At 32.3% G+C, this 22,409-nt stretch carries 22 protein-coding genes and 1 riboswitch; of the genes, 13 read left to right on the top strand and 9 right to left on the bottom strand.

Annotation, left to right across the window (positions count from 1 at the left end; genetic code table 11):
• Position 1: 1 nt before the first annotated feature.
• On the top strand, positions 2-184 hold the full coding sequence (locus tag ACRHNM_RS07695) for a hypothetical protein (protein WP_431135298.1): 183 nt from the start codon (positions 2-4) through the stop codon (positions 182-184).
• A gap of 58 nt (positions 185-242) precedes the next feature.
• On the opposite strand, the gene ACRHNM_RS07690 is transcribed toward ACRHNM_RS07695, so the two are convergent.
• Genes ACRHNM_RS07690 through ACRHNM_RS07675 form a run of 4 tightly spaced genes read right to left on the bottom strand, consistent with a single transcriptional unit; the run spans position 243 to position 2,394 of the window.
• Positions 243-788 carry a DUF4252 domain-containing protein gene (locus ACRHNM_RS07690; protein ID WP_431135296.1) on the bottom strand — a complete coding sequence of 182 codons (546 nt, stop codon included), beginning with the start codon at positions 786-788 and terminating at the stop codon, positions 243-245.
• A 7-nt stretch (positions 789-795) separates the two neighbouring features.
• A complete protein-coding gene (locus ACRHNM_RS07685; protein ID WP_431135294.1) occupies positions 796-1,368 on the bottom strand; it encodes a DUF4252 domain-containing protein in 573 nt (190 codons plus the stop codon).
• A gap of 23 nt (positions 1,369-1,391) precedes the next feature.
• Entirely contained in the window at positions 1,392-1,898 is a 507-nt protein-coding gene (locus tag ACRHNM_RS07680; RefSeq protein WP_431135293.1) for a hypothetical protein, read from the bottom strand.
• Positions 1,885-2,394 (bottom strand): RNA polymerase sigma factor, encoded by a 510-nt coding sequence (locus ACRHNM_RS07675; RefSeq protein WP_431135292.1) that lies wholly within the window; start codon positions 2,392-2,394, stop codon positions 1,885-1,887. Before ACRHNM_RS07675 ends, ACRHNM_RS07680 begins: the two co-directional genes overlap by 14 nt.
• Positions 2,395-2,663: 269 nt before the next feature.
• Here ACRHNM_RS07675 and ACRHNM_RS07670 point away from each other — a divergent pair, with 269 nt between their 5' ends.
• Positions 2,664-4,106: a S41 family peptidase gene (locus ACRHNM_RS07670; RefSeq protein ID WP_431135290.1), complete on the top strand. Its 1,443-nt coding sequence runs from the start codon at positions 2,664-2,666 to the stop codon at positions 4,104-4,106.
• A gap of 48 nt (positions 4,107-4,154) precedes the next feature.
• Here ACRHNM_RS07670 and ACRHNM_RS07665 read toward each other — a convergent pair whose 3' ends face one another.
• Positions 4,155-6,086, bottom strand: a complete 1,932-nt coding sequence (locus tag ACRHNM_RS07665) for a TonB-dependent receptor plug domain-containing protein (RefSeq protein WP_431135289.1) — start codon at positions 6,084-6,086, stop codon at positions 4,155-4,157.
• 66 nt (positions 6,087-6,152) lie between these two features.
• Positions 6,153-6,358, bottom strand: a riboswitch (cobalamin riboswitch).
• Between the two features lie 192 nt (positions 6,359-6,550).
• Between ACRHNM_RS07665 and ACRHNM_RS07660 the strand changes: the two genes are divergently transcribed.
• The 9 genes from ACRHNM_RS07660 (at position 6,551) to ACRHNM_RS07620 (ending at position 15,538) form a co-directional block, all read left to right on the top strand.
• The gene (locus ACRHNM_RS07660) at positions 6,551-7,705 is read left to right on the top strand and encodes an ABC transporter substrate-binding protein (RefSeq protein WP_431135287.1); all 1,155 of its coding nucleotides are present in this window, start codon (positions 6,551-6,553) and stop codon (positions 7,703-7,705) included.
• A gap of 143 nt (positions 7,706-7,848) precedes the next feature.
• Complete coding sequence (locus ACRHNM_RS07655) at positions 7,849-8,859, top strand: FecCD family ABC transporter permease (RefSeq protein WP_431135286.1); 1,011 nt, start codon at positions 7,849-7,851, stop codon at positions 8,857-8,859.
• Entirely contained in the window at positions 8,860-9,651 is a 792-nt protein-coding gene (locus ACRHNM_RS07650) for an ABC transporter ATP-binding protein (protein ID WP_431135284.1), read from the top strand.
• Between the two features lie 119 nt (positions 9,652-9,770).
• Positions 9,771-11,003, top strand: a complete 1,233-nt coding sequence (locus ACRHNM_RS07645) for a hypothetical protein (protein ID WP_431135281.1) — start codon at positions 9,771-9,773, stop codon at positions 11,001-11,003.
• Between the two features lie 12 nt (positions 11,004-11,015).
• On the top strand, positions 11,016-11,537 hold the full coding sequence (locus ACRHNM_RS07640) for a hypothetical protein (protein ID WP_431135280.1): 522 nt from the start codon (positions 11,016-11,018) through the stop codon (positions 11,535-11,537).
• A 21-nt stretch (positions 11,538-11,558) separates the two neighbouring features.
• On the top strand, positions 11,559-12,515 hold the full coding sequence (locus ACRHNM_RS07635) for a DUF6175 family protein (protein ID WP_431135278.1): 957 nt from the start codon (positions 11,559-11,561) through the stop codon (positions 12,513-12,515).
• Between the two features lie 14 nt (positions 12,516-12,529).
• Positions 12,530-13,462 (top strand): hypothetical protein, encoded by a 933-nt coding sequence (locus tag ACRHNM_RS07630; RefSeq protein WP_431135276.1) that lies wholly within the window; start codon positions 12,530-12,532, stop codon positions 13,460-13,462.
• A gap of 118 nt (positions 13,463-13,580) precedes the next feature.
• Positions 13,581-14,978: a DNA recombination protein RmuC gene (locus ACRHNM_RS07625; RefSeq protein ID WP_431135274.1), complete on the top strand. Its 1,398-nt coding sequence runs from the start codon at positions 13,581-13,583 to the stop codon at positions 14,976-14,978.
• An 8-nt stretch (positions 14,979-14,986) separates the two neighbouring features.
• Complete coding sequence (locus ACRHNM_RS07620; RefSeq protein ID WP_431135272.1) at positions 14,987-15,538, top strand: acyl-CoA thioesterase; 552 nt, start codon at positions 14,987-14,989, stop codon at positions 15,536-15,538.
• Here the strand turns inward: ACRHNM_RS07620 and ACRHNM_RS07615 are convergent.
• Genes ACRHNM_RS07615 through ACRHNM_RS07605 form a run of 3 tightly spaced genes read right to left on the bottom strand, consistent with a single transcriptional unit; the run spans position 15,535 to position 19,292 of the window.
• Complete coding sequence (locus ACRHNM_RS07615; protein WP_431135270.1) at positions 15,535-17,826, bottom strand: TonB-dependent receptor plug domain-containing protein; 2,292 nt, start codon at positions 17,824-17,826, stop codon at positions 15,535-15,537. The two genes, ACRHNM_RS07620 and ACRHNM_RS07615, sit on opposite strands and share 4 nt — an antisense overlap.
• On the bottom strand, positions 17,810-18,721 hold the full coding sequence (locus ACRHNM_RS07610; protein ID WP_431135268.1) for a FecR family protein: 912 nt from the start codon (positions 18,719-18,721) through the stop codon (positions 17,810-17,812). The genes ACRHNM_RS07615 and ACRHNM_RS07610 overlap by 17 nt, the downstream gene beginning before the upstream one ends.
• Before the next feature lie 46 nt (positions 18,722-18,767).
• A complete protein-coding gene (locus tag ACRHNM_RS07605; RefSeq protein WP_431135266.1) occupies positions 18,768-19,292 on the bottom strand; it encodes an RNA polymerase sigma factor in 525 nt (174 codons plus the stop codon).
• Between the two features lie 114 nt (positions 19,293-19,406).
• Here ACRHNM_RS07605 and ACRHNM_RS07600 point away from each other — a divergent pair, with 114 nt between their 5' ends.
• Complete coding sequence (locus ACRHNM_RS07600; RefSeq protein WP_431135264.1) at positions 19,407-20,483, top strand: hypothetical protein; 1,077 nt, start codon at positions 19,407-19,409, stop codon at positions 20,481-20,483.
• 174 nt (positions 20,484-20,657) lie between these two features.
• Positions 20,658-21,419, top strand: coding sequence for a T9SS type A sorting domain-containing protein (locus ACRHNM_RS07595; protein ID WP_431135263.1), 762 nt, complete (start codon positions 20,658-20,660; stop codon positions 21,417-21,419).
• Positions 21,420-21,495: 76 nt separating this feature from the next.
• On the opposite strand, the gene ACRHNM_RS07590 is transcribed toward ACRHNM_RS07595, so the two are convergent.
• The gene (locus ACRHNM_RS07590; protein ID WP_431135261.1) at positions 21,496-22,398 is read right to left on the bottom strand and encodes a T9SS type A sorting domain-containing protein; all 903 of its coding nucleotides are present in this window, start codon (positions 22,396-22,398) and stop codon (positions 21,496-21,498) included.
• Between the last annotated feature and the right edge of the window lie 11 nt (positions 22,399-22,409).

The raw sequence follows: 22,409 nt of genomic DNA, 5'->3' as shown, positions 1-22,409 counted from the left end.
CATGACCTTCAGCAAAAATACTTTAGCGCTTATTTATACTGGAATTCTGTTATTCGGATTTTTCATTTCAGGAATTTTTGATGTGTTAGACTATATTATCGTAAAGTTCCTTTTATTTACAGGCTTTGCATTACTTGTTTTTATACTTATCTGGATTGTCATTAAAGACTCTTACTCAAAATAAAAAATCACCTCAAGAAAACTCAAGGTGATTTAACATTAACATTTTCAATAAAGATCAGTTATTGAAAAAATTTAGTGATTTCTTTTAATTGTGTTTGCTCAATATTCCCTTCCTCTAAAACAGAAGCTAATTTCATTATTTTATTGAAATTCATGTCATCACCAAGAACTCTTATGACTGCAAATCCTGTTTCATTAGAATTTCCCAAGAGAATAAATTCATCTACATTATCTCCATCTCCTATGCATTTTATGACGAATTTTCCATCTGTAGAGTTTCCGCCACGCATTAATTCTTCATATTTAGGATTCTTTAAAATAGTTTTTACCTTAGCATATTCGATATCCATTTGCTCTTTGTTACCTTCCTCGGCAATAAATGCTATAAGACTTAATTTATCTACAGAATCGTAAGCCTCTTTTTGCTCCTCATCTAATACAGTTTCATCTATTTTAAGTAAACTTACTGGCACATCTAATGAAGTAAATCCTGGAGCAAGTTCACTATCTACATAGAAACTTTGCAATGTTGGATCTTGGTTGCAACTTTGTAAGGTTACAACCAAGAACAACATCATGATTATGGTTTTGATTGATGAATTCATAGTTATATTAGTTTTGATCTTTTCCTGCTTTTTTCAACTGATCACCTCCTGGCATATTCATTTGACTCGTTAATTTAGAGATTTGTCTTAAATCAATATCTCCAGTTAAGGTCAATAATACAGTTTCAATTTCTCTTTTCTTGCCATTAATTGTGATGTCTTGTCCTTGAGTAAATTCTTTTATACCATTAATAAACATCAATAGTTCTTTAACATGATTTTCATCTTTACCTTCTCTCACATAGAAATTCACTGTTTGATCACCATCTTTCACTCTCATTAATTCTTCCATACTAGAATTTTTCAAATATTTCGATACTGTAGTATTCATATCTGAAGAAATTTTCTCATCTCCAGTTGTAAATACTTTAAAGCTCGTGATACTTTCTGCCATATCAATATAGCCTTGCATTTCTGGGTCATCAGCATCAATTCCCATCGTAGCTAACATTTTAAACATTTTTTGATTGACAATAACTGAAGTCACATCAGCTTGGTCTTCATATTTATCAAATACACTTTGTGCTGACACTACCATTGAAGACACCATGAGAGTTACTATTAAGATTAAATTTTTCATAATTACTTGTTTTTTTAAATTGTTTACTTGTTTTCGTTTTTTAATAATTTGTTTGTTGTTGTTGCAAGTTTGTTTACATGACTCGCTTTTTTGGCTCCAACATTAAAACTTTCTGATGCTAAACTTAAAGCGTTAAAGCTAGAAGTTCCTTTATCAAAATTTGATCCTAACATTGCCAGAGCTTCTTTGGTTTGGTAATACATTTTACGCTCTTCATCAGATAAATCTGCAAGCGTTAAATTATCATTTCCTCCCAATATATTAGGAATTAAAATTCCCAACATTAGAACTGCTACTGCTGCGACAGAAATCCATTGATACACGTTGTTTCTCTTAGGTTTTAATGGAACGTCTTTGGTATATAGTTCTTGTTTTGTTGTTTTAAAATATTGAAACATCACTCTGTATGATTCTAAATGAGGTGCTACGTTATCTTGAGCAAAATAAGCTTTTAATTGCTGCTCTTCTTTTAACGATGTCTCACCATTGTCGTACTTTTCCAGTAGTTTTTCTATACTATTTAACACCATAACTGTGGGTATTTGTTAATTTTTCTCGTATTGTTTTTCTTGCTCTTGATAATGCGACTCTAATTGCTGTAGGATTCATATCAACGACTTTGGCTATTTCCTCAAAATCATAGTCTTCAATATCTCTGAGCTGTAATATTATTTTTTGTTGTTCTGGTAATTCTTCAATAATTTTTGAAACCCAATCAACACTGTCTCGATGTTCTACTTCTTTCTGTAAAGACGTATTGTTGTCTTGGTAATTACTATGAACAATTTTTAAATTTTGTGCTTGCTTTGATTTTAATCGGTCTAAGCAAAAATTCTTTGTCATTGTCATCGAAAATGCTTCTACATTTTTGTAGTCACTAATTTTCTGTTTGTTTCGCCACAGTTTCATTAAAATCTCTTGTGTTGCATCTTCTGCTTCTTCATTAGAAACTAGCAGTCGTTTTGCTAAGCGAAAGACTTTATCCTTAAAAGGCATTACTAATTTCACAAAATCAGTCTGTGTCATGGTTTGGTTGTTAGTTCAAAACAGGTGATTATTCTGCTTCTTATTATTACGACGAACATCAATACGTTTTGTTACAATCAAATAAAAAATATTTAATCTCTGTCACATCGAGCGCAGTCGAGATGTCTATGAATAGTACTCATCTACACTCGAACAGACTAAAATAAGGTTCGTATTAAATTTTTTAATTTACAATAATGTAAGTAAATTTATAGTTTAGTAGACTAAAGTAGAGTTAGTTTATACTACAAATTGAAAAAGAAAAATATATGAGACTTATAAAACTATGCCTACTTCTTGTGGTAGCGCTTACATTTACTAATTGCTTTGAAGATAGAGACGACAATGTCGTTGCAGCAAGTGAAATCAATGATTTTATATGGAAAGCAATGAATGCAACTTATCTGTACAAGTCTGAAGTCCCAGATTTAGCTAATAACCGTTTTAATTCAGATGAAGAATACAGTGCTTACCTTAATAATTTTTCTTCACCGGAAAGTATTTTTGAAAGCCTTATTTACGACAGAGATGTAGTAGATCGTTTTAGCTTTATCATTCCTAATTACATTGAATTTCAACAATCGCTACAGGGAACTTCGCTTTCAAATGGATTAGAATTTAATTTTTACTTCAAACCTGGAAGCGAAACTGAAGTTTTCGGTATCATAAGATTGGTATTAAATAACAGTGTGGCTGATAATCAAGGCTTGCAACGCGGACAAATCTTTGATGCAGTTAACGGAACACCTTTAACCGAAAACAACCTAAGTAATCTACTGAATCAAACGTCTTACACCTTAAATTTTGCCAATTATAATGATAATGGCACTCCTGAAGTTGAAGATGATAGTATTGAATCTACGACCAATAGCATTAGTTTGACCAAACAGGTGTATACAGAAAACCCTGTTCATCAGGTTGACATCATTGATGTTGACGGCCAAAATGTAGGCTATTTAGTTTACAATGGGTTTAATGCGAGTTTTGTTGAAGAACTTAATACCGCTTTTACACAATTTCAAGCGAATAATGTGCAACATTTGGTTTTAGATTTGAGGTACAATCCTGGAGGAAGAGTTGATGTTGCTGCAGCTTTAGGTAGCATGATTGCAGGGCAATTTAACGGACAAGTATTTTCGAAACTGGTTTATAATGAAACCCAACAGGCAGCAAATAGAAATTATAATTTTGTGAACAGTTATGACGAAAACCCAATTAACAGCTTAAACTTAAATAAAGTTTATGTACTTACTACGTCGCGCTCTGCTTCTGCAAGTGAATTGGTGATTAACAGTCTTGATGAATATATAGATGTGGTTCAGATTGGAGATAATACCACAGGAAAAACTCAGGCTTCAATAACGCTTTATGATTCTCCAAATTTACAACCTCAAGACATTAATCCAACCCATACGTATGCTATACAACCCTTAGTTGCCAATTCTATAAATGTCAATGATGAAGCAGTGCCAGCAAATGGGTTAACGCCAGATATTGTTTTAAATGAAACACCAAGAAATTATAGTACACTAGGCGATGTTAACGAACCTTTATTAGCTGCAGCTATTTTAGATATTCAAGGTCTTGGTCGTAATCCACAGCCACAAATTGAATACAGACCTATTAAGAAAGACATCAATTTAAAACCCTTTGAAGATCAAATGTACATCACAACAGACGACATTTTGATTGACAAACTTCAATTTAATTAAAACAGAATCTAAACATAAAAAAGCCACTTTAAAAGTGGCTTTTTCAATTTATAAACTCAGTGTAAAGCCTATATTAACATTTCGTCCTTTGGTAGAATATCCAAATAGCTCTTCATAGTCTTCATTTAGTATATTATTCATATTTGCAAATATGGTCATGCGATTATGAACCACTTTATGACTAATATAAAAATCGACTAAACTGAAAGGTTTTAAGTTTACTGTTTCGCTCATAAACGTTGTGTTATTAAAAAATGAATCATCACGTTCATCATTATATTGATAATTTAAACTCATAAACGTTTTATCATTCCATTGGTAATTGATAGCTGCATTTACTTTAATTTCTGGAATTCTAAGATTTAAGTCCTCATCTACTTTAGTATAGGTTCCGTTTGCTAAAAACTTAAGTTTCTTTGTCAGTTTCAAATCTGCAACGAGCTCAATACCACTTGCTGTAAAGTTTTCGTCTATGTTAGCATATTGAAACACAAAATTTCCTTGATCAACAAAATCAACAAAATGTTCTTCAAAACGATTAAAGTAAACAACACTTACAGTTACTCTATCTTTAATATGTAATTCTGTTCCAACCTCAATCGTTCTGTTCTCTTCAGGTTTTAAATTGATATTGCCATAAGAAGGTTCAAACAACTGATATAATGAAGGCGCAATAAATGCTGTACTATAACTCGCTATACCTTTTATATAACCAAATTTAAATGTCTTTTTAAACGACGGATTTAAGCTATACACCAGATGATTTCCAGATTCACTATGATTATTTAACCGTAAACCTGCATTGACATTCAACCCGAAATCTGATCTATAAACCACATTAGCATAAGGATCAATAATGGTAAATGAAGCGTCATCAGAATTGATATCCTGAACAAAATTTGTTTCTCCAAAAGGAATAGAAAAACTTTTAATTTCGTTTTGCTGAGCATTTAGTCCTAACACAGTGTAAAACTTATCATTAAAATTATATCTATTGAAAATATCACCAATAAAACTTTTAGCTTCAAACTGTGTTGGAAAACTCGACTGAATTTGTCGCTCTATACTATTGTAAGCTGCATTTAAAGTAATGCTTCCTTTTTTGTAACTAAACTCAGGGGAAATTCCAATTCTGTATTGATTTGTCGTTGATAAATTAGCTGCATCAGCAAAATCAAAACCATCATCAAATTCTGCTTTAAATTTATCAAAGCTTGTATATGTATGTATTTTAAAATGACCTGAAAACTGATAACCTAACTTCAAATAGCCGTTATGCGTATTAAATACATCCGCTTCCTCACCAACTGAAACAGCAGATAAGCCATCAGTATATTGATGACTAAAACTAGCCAAATAGGTAAATTTCTGAAGCGTTCCATTAACTGACACACTATTCATAAAATTTTCGACAGCGTAATCACTATCGCTTTGCGACTGATTGGTTCCTAAAGAACTTCTCAGATTAAATGTTATTGGATCTTTTGAAGCATTCTTAAGTTTAATATTAATAACTGCAGACGCTGCTCCTGTACCATAAAGTGTGCTTGACGCACCTTTTAAAATTTCAATACTTTCAACCTGATCTGCATTTAACAAACGTAAATCGTAATCATTTGCAATTTGTGAGGCATCAGTAACTGCAACACCATCAATTAAAATAAGAACCTGACGATTTCGTCCGCCACGAACAAAATAATTTAAATTTTGACCTGCATTACTTCGTGAACCGTTAATTTCAATACCAGCAGTGTTATTAATGATATCTGCTACAGATTTACCTTGAAGATTGTCAAGGTCTTTTTGAGTGATTTTGGTAATGACTTTACCAGAATTTTCTCGTCTTAATTTGAATTTAGAATCGGTTATCACAACTTCATCTAATTGTTCAATTTTTAACGAGTCGGTTTGCTGTTGTGCAATACCTAAGGCTGATATACTTGTAAACAGCATACCAAAAACCATAGTTTTTGTGTTCATTGTAACTTAAAAATTACTCGGAATAGCATGAAAATTCACACCAAAACTTTTATCCCGAAAGTTTGACTTATTTGTTTGAATTTGGCAGGTCTCCTGACTTGCGTCTTGCTATTGGTCTTCCCGGAAAAATTTTCCAGTGACAATGAAGGTAATAACAAGCTTATTAGCTTACAGTTGCGGGAACAGTTCTGGACTTGAAAATGAAATTCTCACCAGATTCCCTTTTAATCCATTCGGTGAGACGAATGGAACCTAAATTCGCAGTAAAAGTAGATACTTTTTTTGAATGGAAACTAATAAAGTTTACTTTTTCTTATTCATCATATAAATGAGATAAATAAAACCTATTAAAAAATGAAGCAATACTATTCCTCCTACTATATATATTGTTAAATTTGAATTATCATGCATCGTCGTAATTTTTAATCAAACTTAGAGATAAAATCTTATTCTAACAGCTACAAATGTTACATAACAAATACTTATTTAGAGTCAGTTTACTACTTTTTATAGTAACAGGCTGTAACGAAAAAAAAGAACTAAACAAAAAACCTTCAACTTTAGAAACACCTGTTAAAAACAAACATGCAGAAGGGTTTTCAATAGAAAAAAATGAAACATATAACGTGTTACATATAAATAACCCTTGGCCAAAATCTGAAAACAGCTATAAATATGCCTTAATACCAAAACAAAATGTTTCAACATTGACTTTAAACAAAAATGAATTTAATGGGTTTATTACGACTCCTGTTCAAAAAATAGTGGTTACATCAACAACTCATATTCCTGCGCTTGAACTTTTAGGTGTAGAGCAAACTCTGGTTGGTTTTCCAGGAACAGATTACGTTTCATCAAAAAAAACAAGAGAACGAATTGATAATGACTTTGTGAGAGAACTCGGAAACAATGAAGGTATAAATACTGAAGTATTATTAGAGTTACGCCCAGATGTCGTTGTTGCTTTTGGAGTTGATGGCACTAATAAAAGTATGAAACTTATAGAAAAAGCTGGTATCCCTATCATTTATAATGGTGATTGGGTAGAAAAATCACCTCTGGCCAAAGCTGAATGGATTAAATGTTTTGGTGCTTTATATGATAAAGAAAAAGAAGCTGAAACCATCTTCAACCAAATTGAAGCCGATTACACTGAAGCAAAAAAAATAGCTTCTGAAGCCACATCAAAACCAACTGTATTGTGTGGAGCGATGTATAAAGATGTCTGGTATTTACCCAGTGGCACAAGTCCTGAAGCACAATTCTTAAAGGATGCTAATACTAATTATTTATGGAGTAACACCAAAGAATCTGGAAGTTTAGCCTTAAGTTTTGAAGCAGTTTATGAAAAAGCTAAAGACGCCAACTTATGGTTAAGTCCGTCGTACTACAAAAGTTATGAAGATTTAAAAACATCAAGCAATCACTACACGAAATTCGATGCCTTTCAGAAAAAAAATATTTTCACTTTTTCTAATACAACAGGACAAACTGGAGGTGTCACTTATTACGAACTCGGCATTTCAAGACCCGATTTAGTTTTAAAAGATATGATAAAAATATGCCATCCAGAATTACTGGTTGAATACGAACCCACATTTTTCAAACCTCTAAAATGATATGAATGTCGGTTAGAACTGTATTGAAATCAAAATGTATTTTGATTGAAAATATTGAAACAACGTTCAAAGAATCTTTTTTAGATTAAATTTGCTATATCCAATGATGAGATTCCATGTTCCTCGGAATAACAATAAATAAAATGACGACTAAATTCACTTATCCATTTGTTTTATTATCCATATTACTTCTACTGTGTTTTTTTACTAATATCAGTTTAGGTTCTGTGAGTATACCAACCAGAGAGGTGTTGAGTAGTGCTTTTGGTATTACGGAAAATTATATCATTCAAAATTACAGATTACCAAAAGCCATAACAGCAATACTAGTTGGTTCTGGCTTAGGAATTTCAGGACTTTTAATGCAAACATTATTTAGAAATCCTTTAGCTGGACCATTTGTTTTAGGGATTAGTTCTGGAGCAAGCCTTGGCGTTGCTTTAATTATTTTAGGCTCAGGATTGTTTGGAGGCATGTTAGCAACACTATTAATTTCAAAATGGAGTGTCGTTATTGCAGCGAGTTTAGGTAGTTTTCTTGTCCTGCTGGCTGTACTATTAGTCTCCTCTAAAGTTAGAGACACTATGGCTATTTTAATTATAGGCTTAATGTTTGGAAGTATTACAGCTGCTATAGTAAGTGTGTTATCTTATTTTAGTTCTGCAGAAGAATTACAACAATACATTTTTTGGGGTTTTGGAAGTTTAGGTAATTTATCATGGAATGAAGTTTTAATATTTTTCTGTATTTATATTTTAGGTATTGTATTAACTATTTTTTCTATAAAAGCACTTAACACTTTTCTGTTAGGTGAAAACTATGCTAAAAGTTTAGGCTTAAACATCAAACAAAGTCGCTTAATCATCATCTTAGCAACGAGTTTACTTGCTGGCACAATCACTGCATTTGCTGGACCTATAGCTTTTATCGGACTAGCAATTCCACACATGACAAGGCAGTTGTTCAACACGTCAAATCATAAAATATTATTACCAGCAGTTTTCCTGTTTGGAGCGATAATAATGCTCATCTGTGATAGTATTGCTCAATTACCAACAAGTGATTACACGTTACCAATTAATGCAATTACATCTTTAATTGGAGCTCCTGTTGTTGTTTGGTTGCTGGTAAGAAAACGTAAAATGGTATTTTAAATGAAAAAAAACACTAAACATACCATTCTAAAAACCGAAAATCTTTCTATTGGTTATAACTCTAAGAAAGCATCATCGGTTATTGCAGACTCCATAAATATTCAGCTTAGGCAAGGTGAACTCATCGGACTTGTTGGTGCAAATGGTATTGGAAAATCTACATTATTAAGAACCTTAACCGCTATTCAAAAACCATTATCAGGAACTATCTACATTAATGATAAGTCTTTGGAAAACTACGCTTCGGTTGAACTGGCAAAAACCATGAGTTTGGTTTTAGCAGAACAACTCATGTCTAAAAACTTATCTGTTTTTGAGCTTATTGCTCTTGGTCGACAACCTTATACCAATTGGGTTGGTAATCTTTCAGAAAATGATATTTCCACCGTTAATAAAGCCATTGAACATACTAATATATCAGATTTAAAACACCGTAAATGTTTCGAATTAAGTGATGGCCAGCTTCAAAAAGCAATGATTGCACGTGCTTTAGCTCAGGATACAGATCTTATTATACTAGATGAGCCTACCACACATTTAGACATGTATCACAAAGCTTACATCTTAAAATTACTTCAAAAACTTGCAAAAAACACGAATAAAACAATCCTGTTTTCTTCTCATGAAATTGATTTAGCCATTCAATTATGTGATACTATAATTGTAATGACTACTAATTCGGTTGTTTCTAATTCTCCATGTAACCTCATTGAAAGAGGAATTTTTGAAACACTGTTTCCAAAAGACTTAATAAGTTTTAACAAAAAAACCGGAAATTTCAGAGTTAAATAATTAATTTAAAACTGAGTAAAAGAGTTTGCATCTCATGTATACAATTCGATATACTGCAAAAAAACACGGTTTAAAAGCAAATTAAAAGTTATAATTTGCATTACACTAACCAACTAAAAATGATGAAATTAACCAACCCTTTCATTCTTATATTTTGCGTCTGCTTTATGCTCGCAGGATATTCCCAAAACGACAGTAAAACTGATGAGTACAGAAGAAGTTCACTCTACACATTAATGGTGGCAGATTCCACTCGAAATTTCAGTCAATTAATTCAAGAGACATTTGTTAACTCAAAAATACCTGAAAAATTTAATAATCATATCGTAAGCGAAAGAAGTATTCCCAAGTTATATAACGATACACTCTCTAAAGCCGATTTAAAAGAAGCCCAAAAAGTTGCTATTTCAGAATATTTATCGACACATGACATAGCAAAATCGATGATTGCAAAATGGTTCACCCGAAGTGAGCAAGGTGGATTCAACATGGATTTAATATCTGAAAGAGGTTTTTATAACGCTAGTGATCTGGATGTTAAAATTGCTAAAAACAGTGAAAGAGGAACAGCTATGTTAGCAGATGCTGGTGAGGAACTCATTAAAAACACATTTGTCATCGTTAACAATTTTAAATACACAAATAAGGAAGAAGTTGCAAAAAAAGCAAAAGGCTTACTATCAATGGTATCTGATGTTGCCGTTTTAGCAGGTGCTGGCGATGTAGCAACAGTGAGTGATGCTGCTGGTGAAGGCATTGGTGTCTTAGGTAAAGGATACGTCATCAAGACTGATGCACATTTATACAGACTTAAATGGAATGAGGAAGTTGCCAGTATTTTTTACAATGATTATTGGACTGAAGATGGGCAGATTGATGAAGAAAAAGTAAAAGCATTTAACGAGTCTGATGTATTTGAATTAGAATATATTGGGACACAAATGGCTTGGGCAGATTTACAAAGCACGTCGTTTACAAAAAAAACGGATGAAGAGTTAATTACTATCGCAACTATAAAAGCTTCTGATGCTGTAACTGCTAAATTACAAAGAGAATATGAAGTTTTTAGAACAAAAACACCTTTGATGAGTACTGAGCCTTTATCTGCTAAAATAGGCTTGAAAGAAGGTCTCGAAAAAGGAGATAAATACGAAGTCCTTGAACAAGTATTGAATAAAGAAGGTAAAACAGAGTATAAACGTGTTGGAGTTATTAAAGTCGATAAAAATCAAATTTGGGATAATCGATTTAATGCTGATGAAGAAAACACAGATGAAACTCTCGAATACACCGTATTTACTGGTAATAAAAAGAAATATTATGCAGGAATGCTAATTCGTCAAATTAATTAAAAATATACAATTATGAAATTAAAACATTTATTATTATCAGTACTTTTTATAGGTTTTTGTACTAGTGTAAATGCACAATGGAAAAAAAACAAAGCCAACGAAGATACTAAAATCTGGAGATATGATTTAGAATGTGAAGGCATTGCTAAACAAGGATCAAAACTTGTTAAAGTCTGGTCGTATTCAAAAAATCCTAAACATGCCATTTCCCGCGGAATGAAAAATGCTGTTCACGGAATTATTTTCAAAGGATTTGCTGGAGGTGGTCAAGGTTGTACTCAATTTAGAGCTTTAGTAAATGATCCTGCAATGGAAGAAAAGCACAAAGAATTTTTTGATAGTTTCTTTGCAGATGGAGGAGCCTACTTAAGATATGTAAGTTCTGCAACTGATGGCAGCATTGCTCCTGGTGACCGATTAAAGATTAGTAGACGTGAATATAAAATTGGAATTGTAGTTAATGTCCTTACTGATCAATTAAGAAGACTTCTAGAAAAAGAAGGTATTATTAAATCACTTGACTCTGGTTTCTAATTCATAAAAAAAAAAATCAAAATGAAAATACATAAGCTATTTACCCTCATCACTTTTACTTTATTCTGTTTATCAAGCTTTGGTCAAGCAAAGAAGCCTACTTTAATGGTAGTGCCTAGTGATGTTTGGTGCAATCAAAATGGATACATGCTAAATTTTGACAATCAAGGATCTACAATAAGAATTCCTGATTACAAAAGAGCATTTCAGGAAAATGCAGAAGTATTACAAGTCATTAGTCAAATTAATGGCATGATGGCAGAAAGAGGTTTTCCTCTTAAAAACATGGAGTCTGCTATTAAAACCATGGAATCTAATGCTGTTGAAGACAATTTAAGAAGCTCTAAAGATTCAGGAGCCTCAATAGATGAAAGTCCTATCGATGCCATTAAGAAAGCCGCTAAAGCAGATATTATTATTCAATTAACATGGACAGTTAACCAGACTGGCCCTAAGAAATCCATAAATTTTAATCTCCAAGGCTTAGATGCTTATACAGATAAACAAATAGCAACTGCTACAGGTACTGGTGCACCTTCATTTTCAGCTGAAACACCAGTATTACTATCTGAAGCTGTGATTTCTCATATGGATAATTTTACCTTGTCGCTTCAGGAACATTTTGATGATATGTTTGAAAACGGACGTGAAATCATCGTAAGAATCCAGACATGGGATGATTGGGATGGTGATTTAGAAACTGAATATGGTGGAGAAGACGAATTAATTTATGTTATTGAAGATTGGCTGGCAGACAATACTGTAAAAGGAAGATTCAGTACTACAGATTACACCGAAAACATGGCACTTTTTGAACAAGTAAGAATTCCTCTTTACAATGACAGAGGAAGAGCTATAGATGCAAGAGGTTTTGTAAGAGAACTAAGTAAGTTTTTAAAAGATGCTCCTTTTTCTATTCCAAATAAATTGGTCATGAAAGGACTTGGAAGAGCTACAATAATATTAGGAGGTAAATAATAAAAAACAACAACATGAAAAAAGTTTTAGCAATACTATTTTGTCTAGCGTCAATAGTAACATTCGGACAAAATAAAGATTACGCAATTAACTTAGGTGCTTATGTTCCTGACCAAATTGAAAACGTACCAGCATCAGCAAAAAAGATGCTCATTAATAAATTAGGCCAATTAGTTACTGCTAATGGCATTAGTGACAATCAATATAATTCAAGATTTATCATTACACCTAATATTGTAGTTGCCACAAAGGAAATCATGCCTACATCACCTGTAAAAGTTGTTCTGGTTTTAGATGTAACCTTATACATAGGAGATGGCATCGCAGGAACTTTATATGCCAGTGAATCTTTTAATGTAAAAGGTGTAGGAACTACAGAGACCAAAGCTTATATGCAAGCACTAAAAGGTTTAAAACCTAAAAACGAAGCTATGCAAAGTTTTATTTCCAGAGGAAAAGACAAAATTATTGATTACTATAATTCTAATTGTGAACAAATCACGAAAGAATCTCAAGTATTAGAAAACTCTGGTCAAGTAGAAGAAGCCTTAGCTATTATGTTAAGCATACCTGCCTCAAGTTCTTGTTTTGATAAATCTAAAAGCAAAACAAAAGCACTTTACCTAAAAGCGGTTAACAGAGATTGTAAACTAAGACTTAATGAAGCAGAAGCAATCTGGAGTGCGAATCAAGATATTGAAGCCGCTAATGAAGCCGCGAGAATTTTGTCTTCAGTGCAACCTGAAGCAGATTGTTTTAGCAAAGTAAAAGCATTATTTAGCAAAATTGAAGCGAGAGCTAAAGATTTGCAGGATAGAGACTGGAATTATAAGCTTAAGGTTTTAGACGCAACTAAATCCTATTACGACTCAGCTTTTGAAGTCAGTATGGCAAGAGCTAAAAATCAGCCAAGTACAGTGATGTACAATGTTAGAGGCTGGTATTAATCCTAAAGACAAATAATAAAAAAAGCACTCAAATTGAGTGCTTTTTTTATTATTTCTGTTTCTTTTATACATTATAATAATACTATTTTTATCTTTGGTTTAAACACAATAATTTTAAATGAACGACAGTATCATTCTCATTTTAGCTATTCTAATTTCAGCAACTATTGGTGGCTATTTAGGCATGCTTTTTATTAAACTGAAAAGTAAAAGCGAACAAAGCACATTGGAAGAACGAAACACCAATTTACAACAACAGCTAACCGAATTTAAAGAATTTCACAATACTGAAAATGAAAAGCAAAACACAATTTTTAACACACAGTTACATGAACTTAGAGACACTATTTCTAAAATTGAAAGTGAAAGAGAACATATTCGTCGTGAAAAAGACTTGTTAAATGAAGAATTGGCTAGAAAAAATGCAGATTTTGAAAACCTCCAGCAATTAAACCTAAAACGTGATGAGGAACTAGAGGAACGTCAAGAACAATTAAGAAAAGATTTTGAATTGCTAGCAACAAAAATATTAGATGAAAAATCTGAGAAATTCACCCTTCAGAATAAGGAAAATATCAAGAATATTTTAAATCCGTTGCAAGAGAAAATCCAAATATTCGAAAAAAAAGTTGATGACACACAAAAGGAAAGTATTAGCATGCATTCAGCTTTAAAGGAGCAATTACTGGGCTTAAAAGATCTTAACCAACAAATGACAAAAGAAGCCACCAATCTAACTAAAGCTTTAAAAGGCGATAGTAAAATGCAAGGAAATTGGGGCGAATTGGTACTGGAACGCGTTCTCGAAAAATCTGGGCTGGAAAAAGACAGAGAATATTACGTTCAGCAAAGTTTTAATTTACCAGATGGCACTCGAGTACTTCCTGATGTGGTTTTACACCTTCCAGACAGTAAAAAAATGATTATTGACAGTAAGGTATCTTTAACTGATTACGAACGTTATGTCAATGCAGATGAAGAGGAAAGACAGATGTACTTAAAGGCTCATATCAACTCAATCAGAAAACATGTCGATCAACTTTCAGAAAAAAATTATCAGGATTTGTATGACATAGAATCGCCTGATTTTGTGTTGTTATTTATTCCTATTGAGCCTGCTTTTGCTGTCGCTATTAATGAGGACAATTCGTTATACAACAAAGCATTTGAGCAAAATATAGTGATAGTCACACCTTCTACTCTACTGGCAACACTCCGCACGATTGACACTATGTGGAATAACGAAAAACAACAGCGTAATGCCATTGAAATTGCAAGACAAGCTGGAGCGCTGTATGATAAATTTGAAGGCTTGGTTAAAGATTTAACTGGTGTTGGCAAAAAAATTGATGATGCTAAAAAAGACTACTCTTCTGCCATGAATAAATTAGTGGAAGGTCGAGGCAATTTGATTACCAGTGTTGAGAAGCTTAAAAAAATGGGTGCAAAAGCTAAAAAAGCGCTACCTGAAGCTATTATTAAGCGTGCTCTGGATGGTAATGATGATGACGAATAACACGACTTATGAATTACAAAACGATTGATTCTTCAAGAATTACCATGTCACAATTAATGCAACCATCACATTCAAATTTTAGTGGTAAGATTCATGGTGGTTATATTTTAAATTTAATGGATCAGATTGCATTTGCCTGTGCATCAAAACATTCTGAAACCTATTGTGTGACAGCTTCTGTAGATACCGTAGATTTTTTAAATTCAATTGAAATTGGCGATTTGGTAACCATGAAAGCATCAGTCAATTATGTTGGAAAAACCTCTATGGTAGTTGGTATTCGTGTTGAGTCTGAAACTATTACAACAGGAGAAATAAAACATTGTAATTCGTCCTACTTTACAATGGTAGCCAAGAATAATTTTGGTGAATCTGTTGAAGTTCCGGGTTTAATTATCAATGATAAATCTGAAATAAAACGCTTCTTAAAAGCTATAAAACGAAAAGAAACTAAAGCATTGAGACAGTCTGAATTTAACAGTGAAGACTTTAGTCACATAGATTACCTTGAAGATTTACAAACGTATCGCGTTAGAATTGAGCTTCCTGAAAATTATTAAAAGTGAATTCGTAAAACAGCATTTGGTGTAACACCCAGTGCATTCTGTAAGTTCTGATTAACTATTCCGTTATTAACACGATAAAAATTATTAATTTCGTTGGTTGAATCTAGTAAATTCCAAACTGAAATACCCAAATACACGTTGGTTTTTTTTCCGAGTTTAAAATCGTATAACGCAGAAACATCCACTCTAAAATACTCTTTTAAGCGACTGGAATTAGGCCTTTCAAAATTAATAGTATTATTCATTATCTGATTTCGTGAAATAGGATGCGTTGTAGGTTTTCCTGAATGCCAATTGAGTCCAGCAGAAAGTTTCAAATGCTCTAAAGTATAAGCCGCACCAAAGGTAATGGCATGTCTAATGTCAAAATTACTTGAAAACGTGTGTTGTGGTAATGCATTAAATTCGTAATCACTTGCCAGGTAAGAATAACTCAGCCATGTATTAAGTTTTTCAATCTGCTTTCGTAAAATTAAATCTAAACCATAAGCTTCATAATTTCCTTTAGCTTTTACAAACTCATATTGATTTTGAAACCCTTGACTCTGTGTTGTAATTCCATTAACAATTTTATAGTAACCATCAACATTTACCAACCATCCTTTTTTACTGTAACTTAGTCCAATGGATGCCTGTTTACTTCTTATTACAGGAATAGTACTGTCGTTAGATAATTGCCATCGTCTTTTTTCAATGCCTAAAAAGTCATTTTGAAAATTGATAATTTGGGACGTATTTTGATGTTTGAATTCAGCTAAAGCTTCAAAAGAAAAATCATGCAAAAATTTATGCATAAAACTCAATCTGGGTTCAAGAATATGCTTTTTAAATTTGTCGATATAAGTATACCTCACACCAAAGTTTAAGTTGGTTTTTTTATTTAAGGTTTTATAATTCAATTGTGAAAACAAACCTTGTGTAATGAGCACTTCAGAGACTAACGACTTGAACCTTGGACTATCAACATCATCCAGATTTGTGATTTTTGTTTCCACAAGATGATAGCCGTTTAAAAGTTTAATCTTATCTGATAATTTATAATTTGCAATGAGTTTCAAGCTTGTTTCAGACACTATATTTTCCTGTTGAAAACGTTGCTGATCCAATACATTGGCATTAATTGCTTTTAATTTATAGTCCGTTTCATAAATCTCAAAAGCTGTTTGCCATTTATCATTCCATTTTCGATGGTATTGAAGACCTCCTGCAATACTATTTTGACTCAAGCTACTCTGTCGTGACGTTTCCGTTGTACTTATTAATGAACTTTCATTAAACCGAAGTTTATCATACGTATTTAAAAAATTAACTCGGATTTGGTCCTTATCTGAAAGGTTATAAATCCATCGTAACGAGGTATCATAAAAGTCGAATTCCTGTTCAGAATTACTAATATTACTGGTATTGTTTTCAACTTCAGTATACTGTGAAATCCGATTAAAAAAATTTGTGTAAGTTGGTGTTTTTGCAAAATCACTAATTGATTTTCGAGCAGCAATCTGGAGCGATGATTTTTTTCCCAATGGAATATCTGCAAACCCATTAGTATCAATAAAATTCACACCTAAACTCCCCTTAAATTTGGCATTAATCTGCGAACTGGTTTCCATAGAAATGGTACCAGAAACACCATCTGTAAGTGCTGCTTGAGTTCCGTTTTTAAGCACATTAACTTGTTGTGTGATTTGTGGATTAAACATTGAAATTAGACCGAAAAAATGTCCAGATTGATACATTTTAATACCATCCCAAAGTATCAAATTCTGATCATGAGTTCCAGCTCTTATATTGATATTTGAAACCGTTTCATTACTGCTTTGAATTCCTGGAAAAGCCTGAACAGCCTGTAAAACGTCTGTATCAATTAATCCTGGCAGGATATCAAATGTTGTAAAATCAATCTCATAGGATCCATTGTTTAACTTATTGATTCCTCTAACAATATATTTGGATAAGATAATTTCAGACAACTGTTGCGTCTTAAAACTTTTAATCTTAGTACGAACCAGAATATAATGGCCATCCAGACTATCAAATGAAAATATGGTGTGCTCTTCTAAATACAACAGAACATCATCTAATGATAAGTCTTGAGAAGGAGGAATAATGCTAACCTCTTCCAGAAGATCTTCTGCAAAATTAAACTGAATGTGATATTGGATTTGAAGTGTCTGGAATATGTCAGTTAATGGTAATTTTAATGGAGTCTTCTGAGCATTTACTTCAAAACAAAAAAGCAAGAATAGGCAATATATAAAATATGGTTTAGTTTGAATTGCCATAAATTATAACCTCATTTGATGCTTTGGTTTTGTAGTTTAAACCCATTGGTTGCGTGATTGAAAGCAGTGCATTTTCAATATTATTATGTTCAAATCCACCTGTAAATAAACGGTCTTCATTTACATTTTGAACTACAATTTTAATGTCGTATTGTCGTTGCAATTCAGCCATAACTATTTTAAAAGGAATGGATTTAAACTGGCTTTGGTTTTGGGTCCATTCAGGTTGTAAAACTGTTAGTTTATCTTGACTAAATTCATTATTTAACAGCCTGAACGTATCACCAGCCATTAATGTTTTAGACACAGTTCCTGAGGTCACTTTTACCACACCTTCAAAACACTGTACTTCAAAATAATCTTTACGCTGTAAAACATTAAATGCTGTACCAACAACAGTAACTGATCCCAGTGATGTAAAAACCTCAAAAGTTTCGCCCTTAGCAACCTTAAAATATGCTTCACCATTAAGATGTAATTGTCTGTGGTTTTTCCAGTCACTTTTACTGTAGGTAATTTCTGAGCTGGCATTTAAAGTAACTTTTGAATGATCTGGCAGTTCAATACTAGTTTGTTGACTTACAAATGTTTCAATAGCTACTTGATTAGTATTAAAAAACATAAAATAAATACCTAGTGTTATTACCACAACACTGGCTATTTTTAATAAGGGCTTAAACCAGTACAACTGCTTTAAAGCTAACTTTTTTGCTTGATGAGAAGATTTTAAATCTTCAAAATCATTTGGACTTGAAAAATTAGAGGCTTTAAAGTGCTGAGCACCATCAACAATTGCTCGGTGTAATTGAAAATCTTCTCCTTGCTCAAATATTTCTTTTTCGGCAGGAGTTAGCGCATCATTTAACCATTTTTTGGTTAGATTTTCTTTATTCATAAATCGATATCTATCTATATAACAACTTCAATTGTAATTCTCCTGATTATTTTATTTTAAAACCTTTCAGTTCCTTTTTAAGAATACTAAAAGCACTGTAAATTCTATATTCAACAACTTTTTGAGTAACACCCAAAAACTCAGCAATTTCACTGTGTTTTTTTCCTTCTGCTTTATTTAATAAAAATGCAACACGCTGTTCTTCACTTAAACTGGCAAGCACTTTTTTATAGTGTTCATAAAATTGTTCTTGTTCTAAGATAAATTCAGGTGTTTCATTGGTATGAGATTTAGGCTGTACTTTTTGATGATTAAGTACTACTTTTTGATGCTTGATATCATTGAGTACCATATTATTGGCAACAGTAAATAAAAATGATTTTGCTTTGCTCAATGTCACATTCTTACAGTTATTCCATAGTTTAATAAATGCTTCTTGAGTTTTATCTTTTGGATTGAACTGTGCTCCAAATTTATAATATAAAAAATCATGCACATCTTTTGAATATGTATTATAGACATGTTCAAAAACTTTTGCTTCACAGATGTTCTTTTTAAAATCTTTTGACAAGGCTATGCTTTTAATTTTTTAAAGGTATATAAATATTTTATATTCTTTTTCAGGAGTTTTTAAATTTCAGTTGTTATATATTAAAAGCATTACAACTTATAGAAATGCAATACCATGAACATATCATTTAAATCTGTTTTTATTTTATTCTTCTCTTTTGCATTTGTCCTTACATCATGCAGAAAAGAAGAATCTGAATTTATTGAAACACCTTCTGAAGATATTTTAGAGTCCAACTCTTCTATAGCTGATTTAATGCTTCGTACAGTTACAAATGATGGTTCAAATGATAATATTTTAGATTTAGCCAATTGCTTCAGTATAAAATTACCAGTAACCGTTAGTGCTAATTCTACTGAAGTCGTTATAAATAATAATGCAGATTATGATAAAGTAGAATCCATTTTTGATGAGGAATATGATGATGTAAACACCTTAGAGATTACTTTTCCTGTTACGATTGTACTAAGTGACTATTCTGAAGTTATTATCAATTCTAATAGTGAGTTAAACAGTTATGCTGAAAATTGCAATGGTGAAAACAGTTTAGATGATGACATTGAATGTGTTGATTTTGTATATCCCATTTCTGCTTCAATATTTAACACTAATAATGAACTCCTATCTACCGAAGTTTTTACAGAAGACAAAGAACTATACAATTTTATCAAAGCCATTATACCTGGAGATATTGTCACTATAAATTTTCCTATTTCAATAGAACTTTCTGATAGTACATTACTTCAAATTAATTCAATGTTAGAACTGCGAACTAGTATTGAAAATCATCAAAACGACTGTGATGAAGATGATGATTATGATTATGATGATGACGATTGCAATCATTGTACGCAAGAGTTAGTTGCTGAATTTTTAACTGGCTGCCAAGACTGGTATGTAGATAAATTAAAAAGAGAAAATACCGATTATAATTCTATTTATGAGGGCTATGATTTTAATTTTTTCATGGATGGAACAGTTTCAGTGTATTGGAATTCCATCACTGTTTATGGCACTTGGTCTACATCAGGAACTGCAAATAACATTATGATAGCTATAGATATTCCAGCTTTGACCTTGTGTAATAATAACTGGGAATTACAGGAAATCAATACCAGTCCAGACTTAACAAAAATTGATTTAAAACTTGATTTAGATGACAGATTGCGATATAGAAATAATTGCAATTAAAAACCATATTATGAAAAAGAAAAATTAGGAGAGTCATTAACCCTTAGAGTTTTTTAAACTAAACTGCTTTAACTGAAACAAGTTGAAGCAGTTTAAAACTCTAACTCAAAATTTAGTCACATACTAGTTTATACCAACAACAATGAATTATTAACCAATTAAATATATATTATTATGAAAAAACATTACACAATGAAAGCCATTTTATTTCTAGGCTTACTTTCTTTTACATTTCAGCAAGCTTATGCTCAATTTAGAATCATCGAGGTTGATCCTGTGGCTGATACAGTTACTATTAAAAGTTTTGATGCTTCAACACAAAATATAGGAGCATATAGATTATGCTCTCTTTTTGGTTATCGAACACTATCATCACAAACAACAGTTGTTAACGGATCGCTGGACTTAGCTCCCAACGCTGAAGTTACTTTATCTGCTCCAGGGTTTTTAAACGATACAGCTGCAGATTTAGGACTTTATCTTCCTACTGGAAGTTTTGGATCTGCAGCCAGTATGGTAGATTTCACACAATGGGGAAGTGGTGGCAACGGAAGAGAAAATGTAGCAGTCACTAAAGGTATCTGGACTGCCAATACTTTCATTAGTGCTCCACCACCTTATGAGTATATTGGAAATGGAGCTCAAAATGGTTTTCAATTTTGGGATACACTATTAGGTATTAACGATTTTAATCGTAGTTTAGGTATCCATCTTTACCCTAATCCAACCCATTCGATATTACATATTGAATTTAATTCCAGTGAAACAAATCTAACCTTAGAAGTATTTGATATTCTTGGTAAACAAGTTTTAAATAGAATTACTGATTCTGAAGGATTCTCAAATATTGATGTTTCAAATTTAGAAAATGGATTGTACCTTATTAAAATAGTTACAGGAGACAAAACCGAAACAAAACGTTTCATCAAAAATTGAACATTTAAATAGATTCCTATAAAAGAACAAAACCATCAGTTTGCTCTGATGGTTTTTTTATAAAAAGTTTAAACATTTATTGTTTTACAAATCGCTTAGTTTGCGTTGTATTATCAGATGAAATTCTTATGATATAAACTCCACTATTCCAGTTGGAAACATCTATTGAAGTTGATGCCAACACATCAAGAGATTTTGAAAACACACGTTTACCCAAAACATCATACACAGAAATGGTAGTATTCTTTGAATTTTTAGGTAAATATACATTTAACTTAGATGTTGCAGGATTTGGTGATATTGAAAATTCATCAGCAGATAAAATATCCGTTGTACTCAATGTAGTCGATGCTGTAACATTATCTAAATCCATACTACGAGGTGTAGGGTCACCAGGAATTCCTGCTTCTCCAGTCCAATCCTCAAGTGTTTGACTAAAAATTCTCATTTCTGCGACATTAGCAAGAACTTCTGCTGGAGTGGCTCCATCTCCAAAAGCCAAAACATTTAAATCTGAAGGTTGAATAGAAATAATTACTTCTTGCCAACCAGAACCTGCTGTAATAGTGATAGGATCTGTTACGACCTGAGTTGTAGGCAAAAAACTTTCTGTTGTTTCATCACTAAACCCAACACGCAAACTCAAATCACGTACATTAGCACGAACGTTAAGTTTTATAGCAACAATACCTTGTCCTATAAAATCACCAGACCATTGTGCTCCAGTAGAAAAGACCAAACATCTGCTTCCTTGTCCATTAGGTGCTCCAGTAGTCGTATATCTGAAAAATTGATCTCCTGATCCATCTGGTCCGCCATCAGTAGGTAAACTAATCTGATTTTGTGCTACAAATGGGTTTCCAACAGTCCAACTTTGTGGTGTGTTGTCTTCAAAATCATCAACCTGATTGGCAACAACCTGAGCGAAAGAAACCGAAGTCATTAGTAATAAGGATAATATAAGTAGTTTTGTTTTCATAGTCAGACTTT

The sequence above is a fragment of the Psychroserpens mesophilus genome, assembly GCF_050617655.1.
Lineage (GTDB): Bacteria > Bacteroidota > Bacteroidia > Flavobacteriales > Flavobacteriaceae > Psychroserpens > Psychroserpens mesophilus_A.
The sequence above is the reverse complement of the archived record's forward strand: the minus strand, read 5'-3'. Positions and strand labels throughout refer to the sequence as shown.

Coding starts and splice junctions, on each gene's coding strand:
- ACRHNM_RS07590 (WP_431135261.1), bottom strand. CDS start 22,398: ATGAAAACAAAACTACTTATATTATCCTTATTACTAATGACTTCGGTT.
- ACRHNM_RS07690 (WP_431135296.1), bottom strand. CDS start 788: ATGAATTCATCAATCAAAACCATAATCATGATGTTGTTCTTGGTTGTA.
- ACRHNM_RS07645 (WP_431135281.1), top strand. CDS start 9,771: ATGATGAAATTAACCAACCCTTTCATTCTTATATTTTGCGTCTGCTTT.
- ACRHNM_RS07650 (WP_431135284.1), top strand. CDS start 8,860: ATGAAAAAAAACACTAAACATACCATTCTAAAAACCGAAAATCTTTCT.
- ACRHNM_RS07600 (WP_431135264.1), top strand. CDS start 19,407: ATGAACATATCATTTAAATCTGTTTTTATTTTATTCTTCTCTTTTGCA.
- ACRHNM_RS07615 (WP_431135270.1), bottom strand. CDS start 17,826: ATGGCAATTCAAACTAAACCATATTTTATATATTGCCTATTCTTGCTT.
- ACRHNM_RS07640 (WP_431135280.1), top strand. CDS start 11,016: ATGAAATTAAAACATTTATTATTATCAGTACTTTTTATAGGTTTTTGT.
- ACRHNM_RS07665 (WP_431135289.1), bottom strand. CDS start 6,086: ATGAACACAAAAACTATGGTTTTTGGTATGCTGTTTACAAGTATATCA.
- ACRHNM_RS07610 (WP_431135268.1), bottom strand. CDS start 18,721: ATGAATAAAGAAAATCTAACCAAAAAATGGTTAAATGATGCGCTAACT.
- ACRHNM_RS07660 (WP_431135287.1), top strand. CDS start 6,551: ATGTTACATAACAAATACTTATTTAGAGTCAGTTTACTACTTTTTATA.
- ACRHNM_RS07620 (WP_431135272.1), top strand. CDS start 14,987: ATGAATTACAAAACGATTGATTCTTCAAGAATTACCATGTCACAATTA.
- ACRHNM_RS07680 (WP_431135293.1), bottom strand. CDS start 1,898: ATGGTGTTAAATAGTATAGAAAAACTACTGGAAAAGTACGACAATGGT.
- ACRHNM_RS07635 (WP_431135278.1), top strand. CDS start 11,559: ATGAAAATACATAAGCTATTTACCCTCATCACTTTTACTTTATTCTGT.
- ACRHNM_RS07675 (WP_431135292.1), bottom strand. CDS start 2,394: ATGACACAGACTGATTTTGTGAAATTAGTAATGCCTTTTAAGGATAAA.
- ACRHNM_RS07655 (WP_431135286.1), top strand. CDS start 7,849: ATGACGACTAAATTCACTTATCCATTTGTTTTATTATCCATATTACTT.
- ACRHNM_RS07595 (WP_431135263.1), top strand. CDS start 20,658: ATGAAAAAACATTACACAATGAAAGCCATTTTATTTCTAGGCTTACTT.
- ACRHNM_RS07685 (WP_431135294.1), bottom strand. CDS start 1,368: ATGAAAAATTTAATCTTAATAGTAACTCTCATGGTGTCTTCAATGGTA.
- ACRHNM_RS07695 (WP_431135298.1), top strand. CDS start 2: ATGACCTTCAGCAAAAATACTTTAGCGCTTATTTATACTGGAATTCTG.
- ACRHNM_RS07670 (WP_431135290.1), top strand. CDS start 2,664: ATGAGACTTATAAAACTATGCCTACTTCTTGTGGTAGCGCTTACATTT.
- ACRHNM_RS07625 (WP_431135274.1), top strand. CDS start 13,581: ATGAACGACAGTATCATTCTCATTTTAGCTATTCTAATTTCAGCAACT.
- ACRHNM_RS07630 (WP_431135276.1), top strand. CDS start 12,530: ATGAAAAAAGTTTTAGCAATACTATTTTGTCTAGCGTCAATAGTAACA.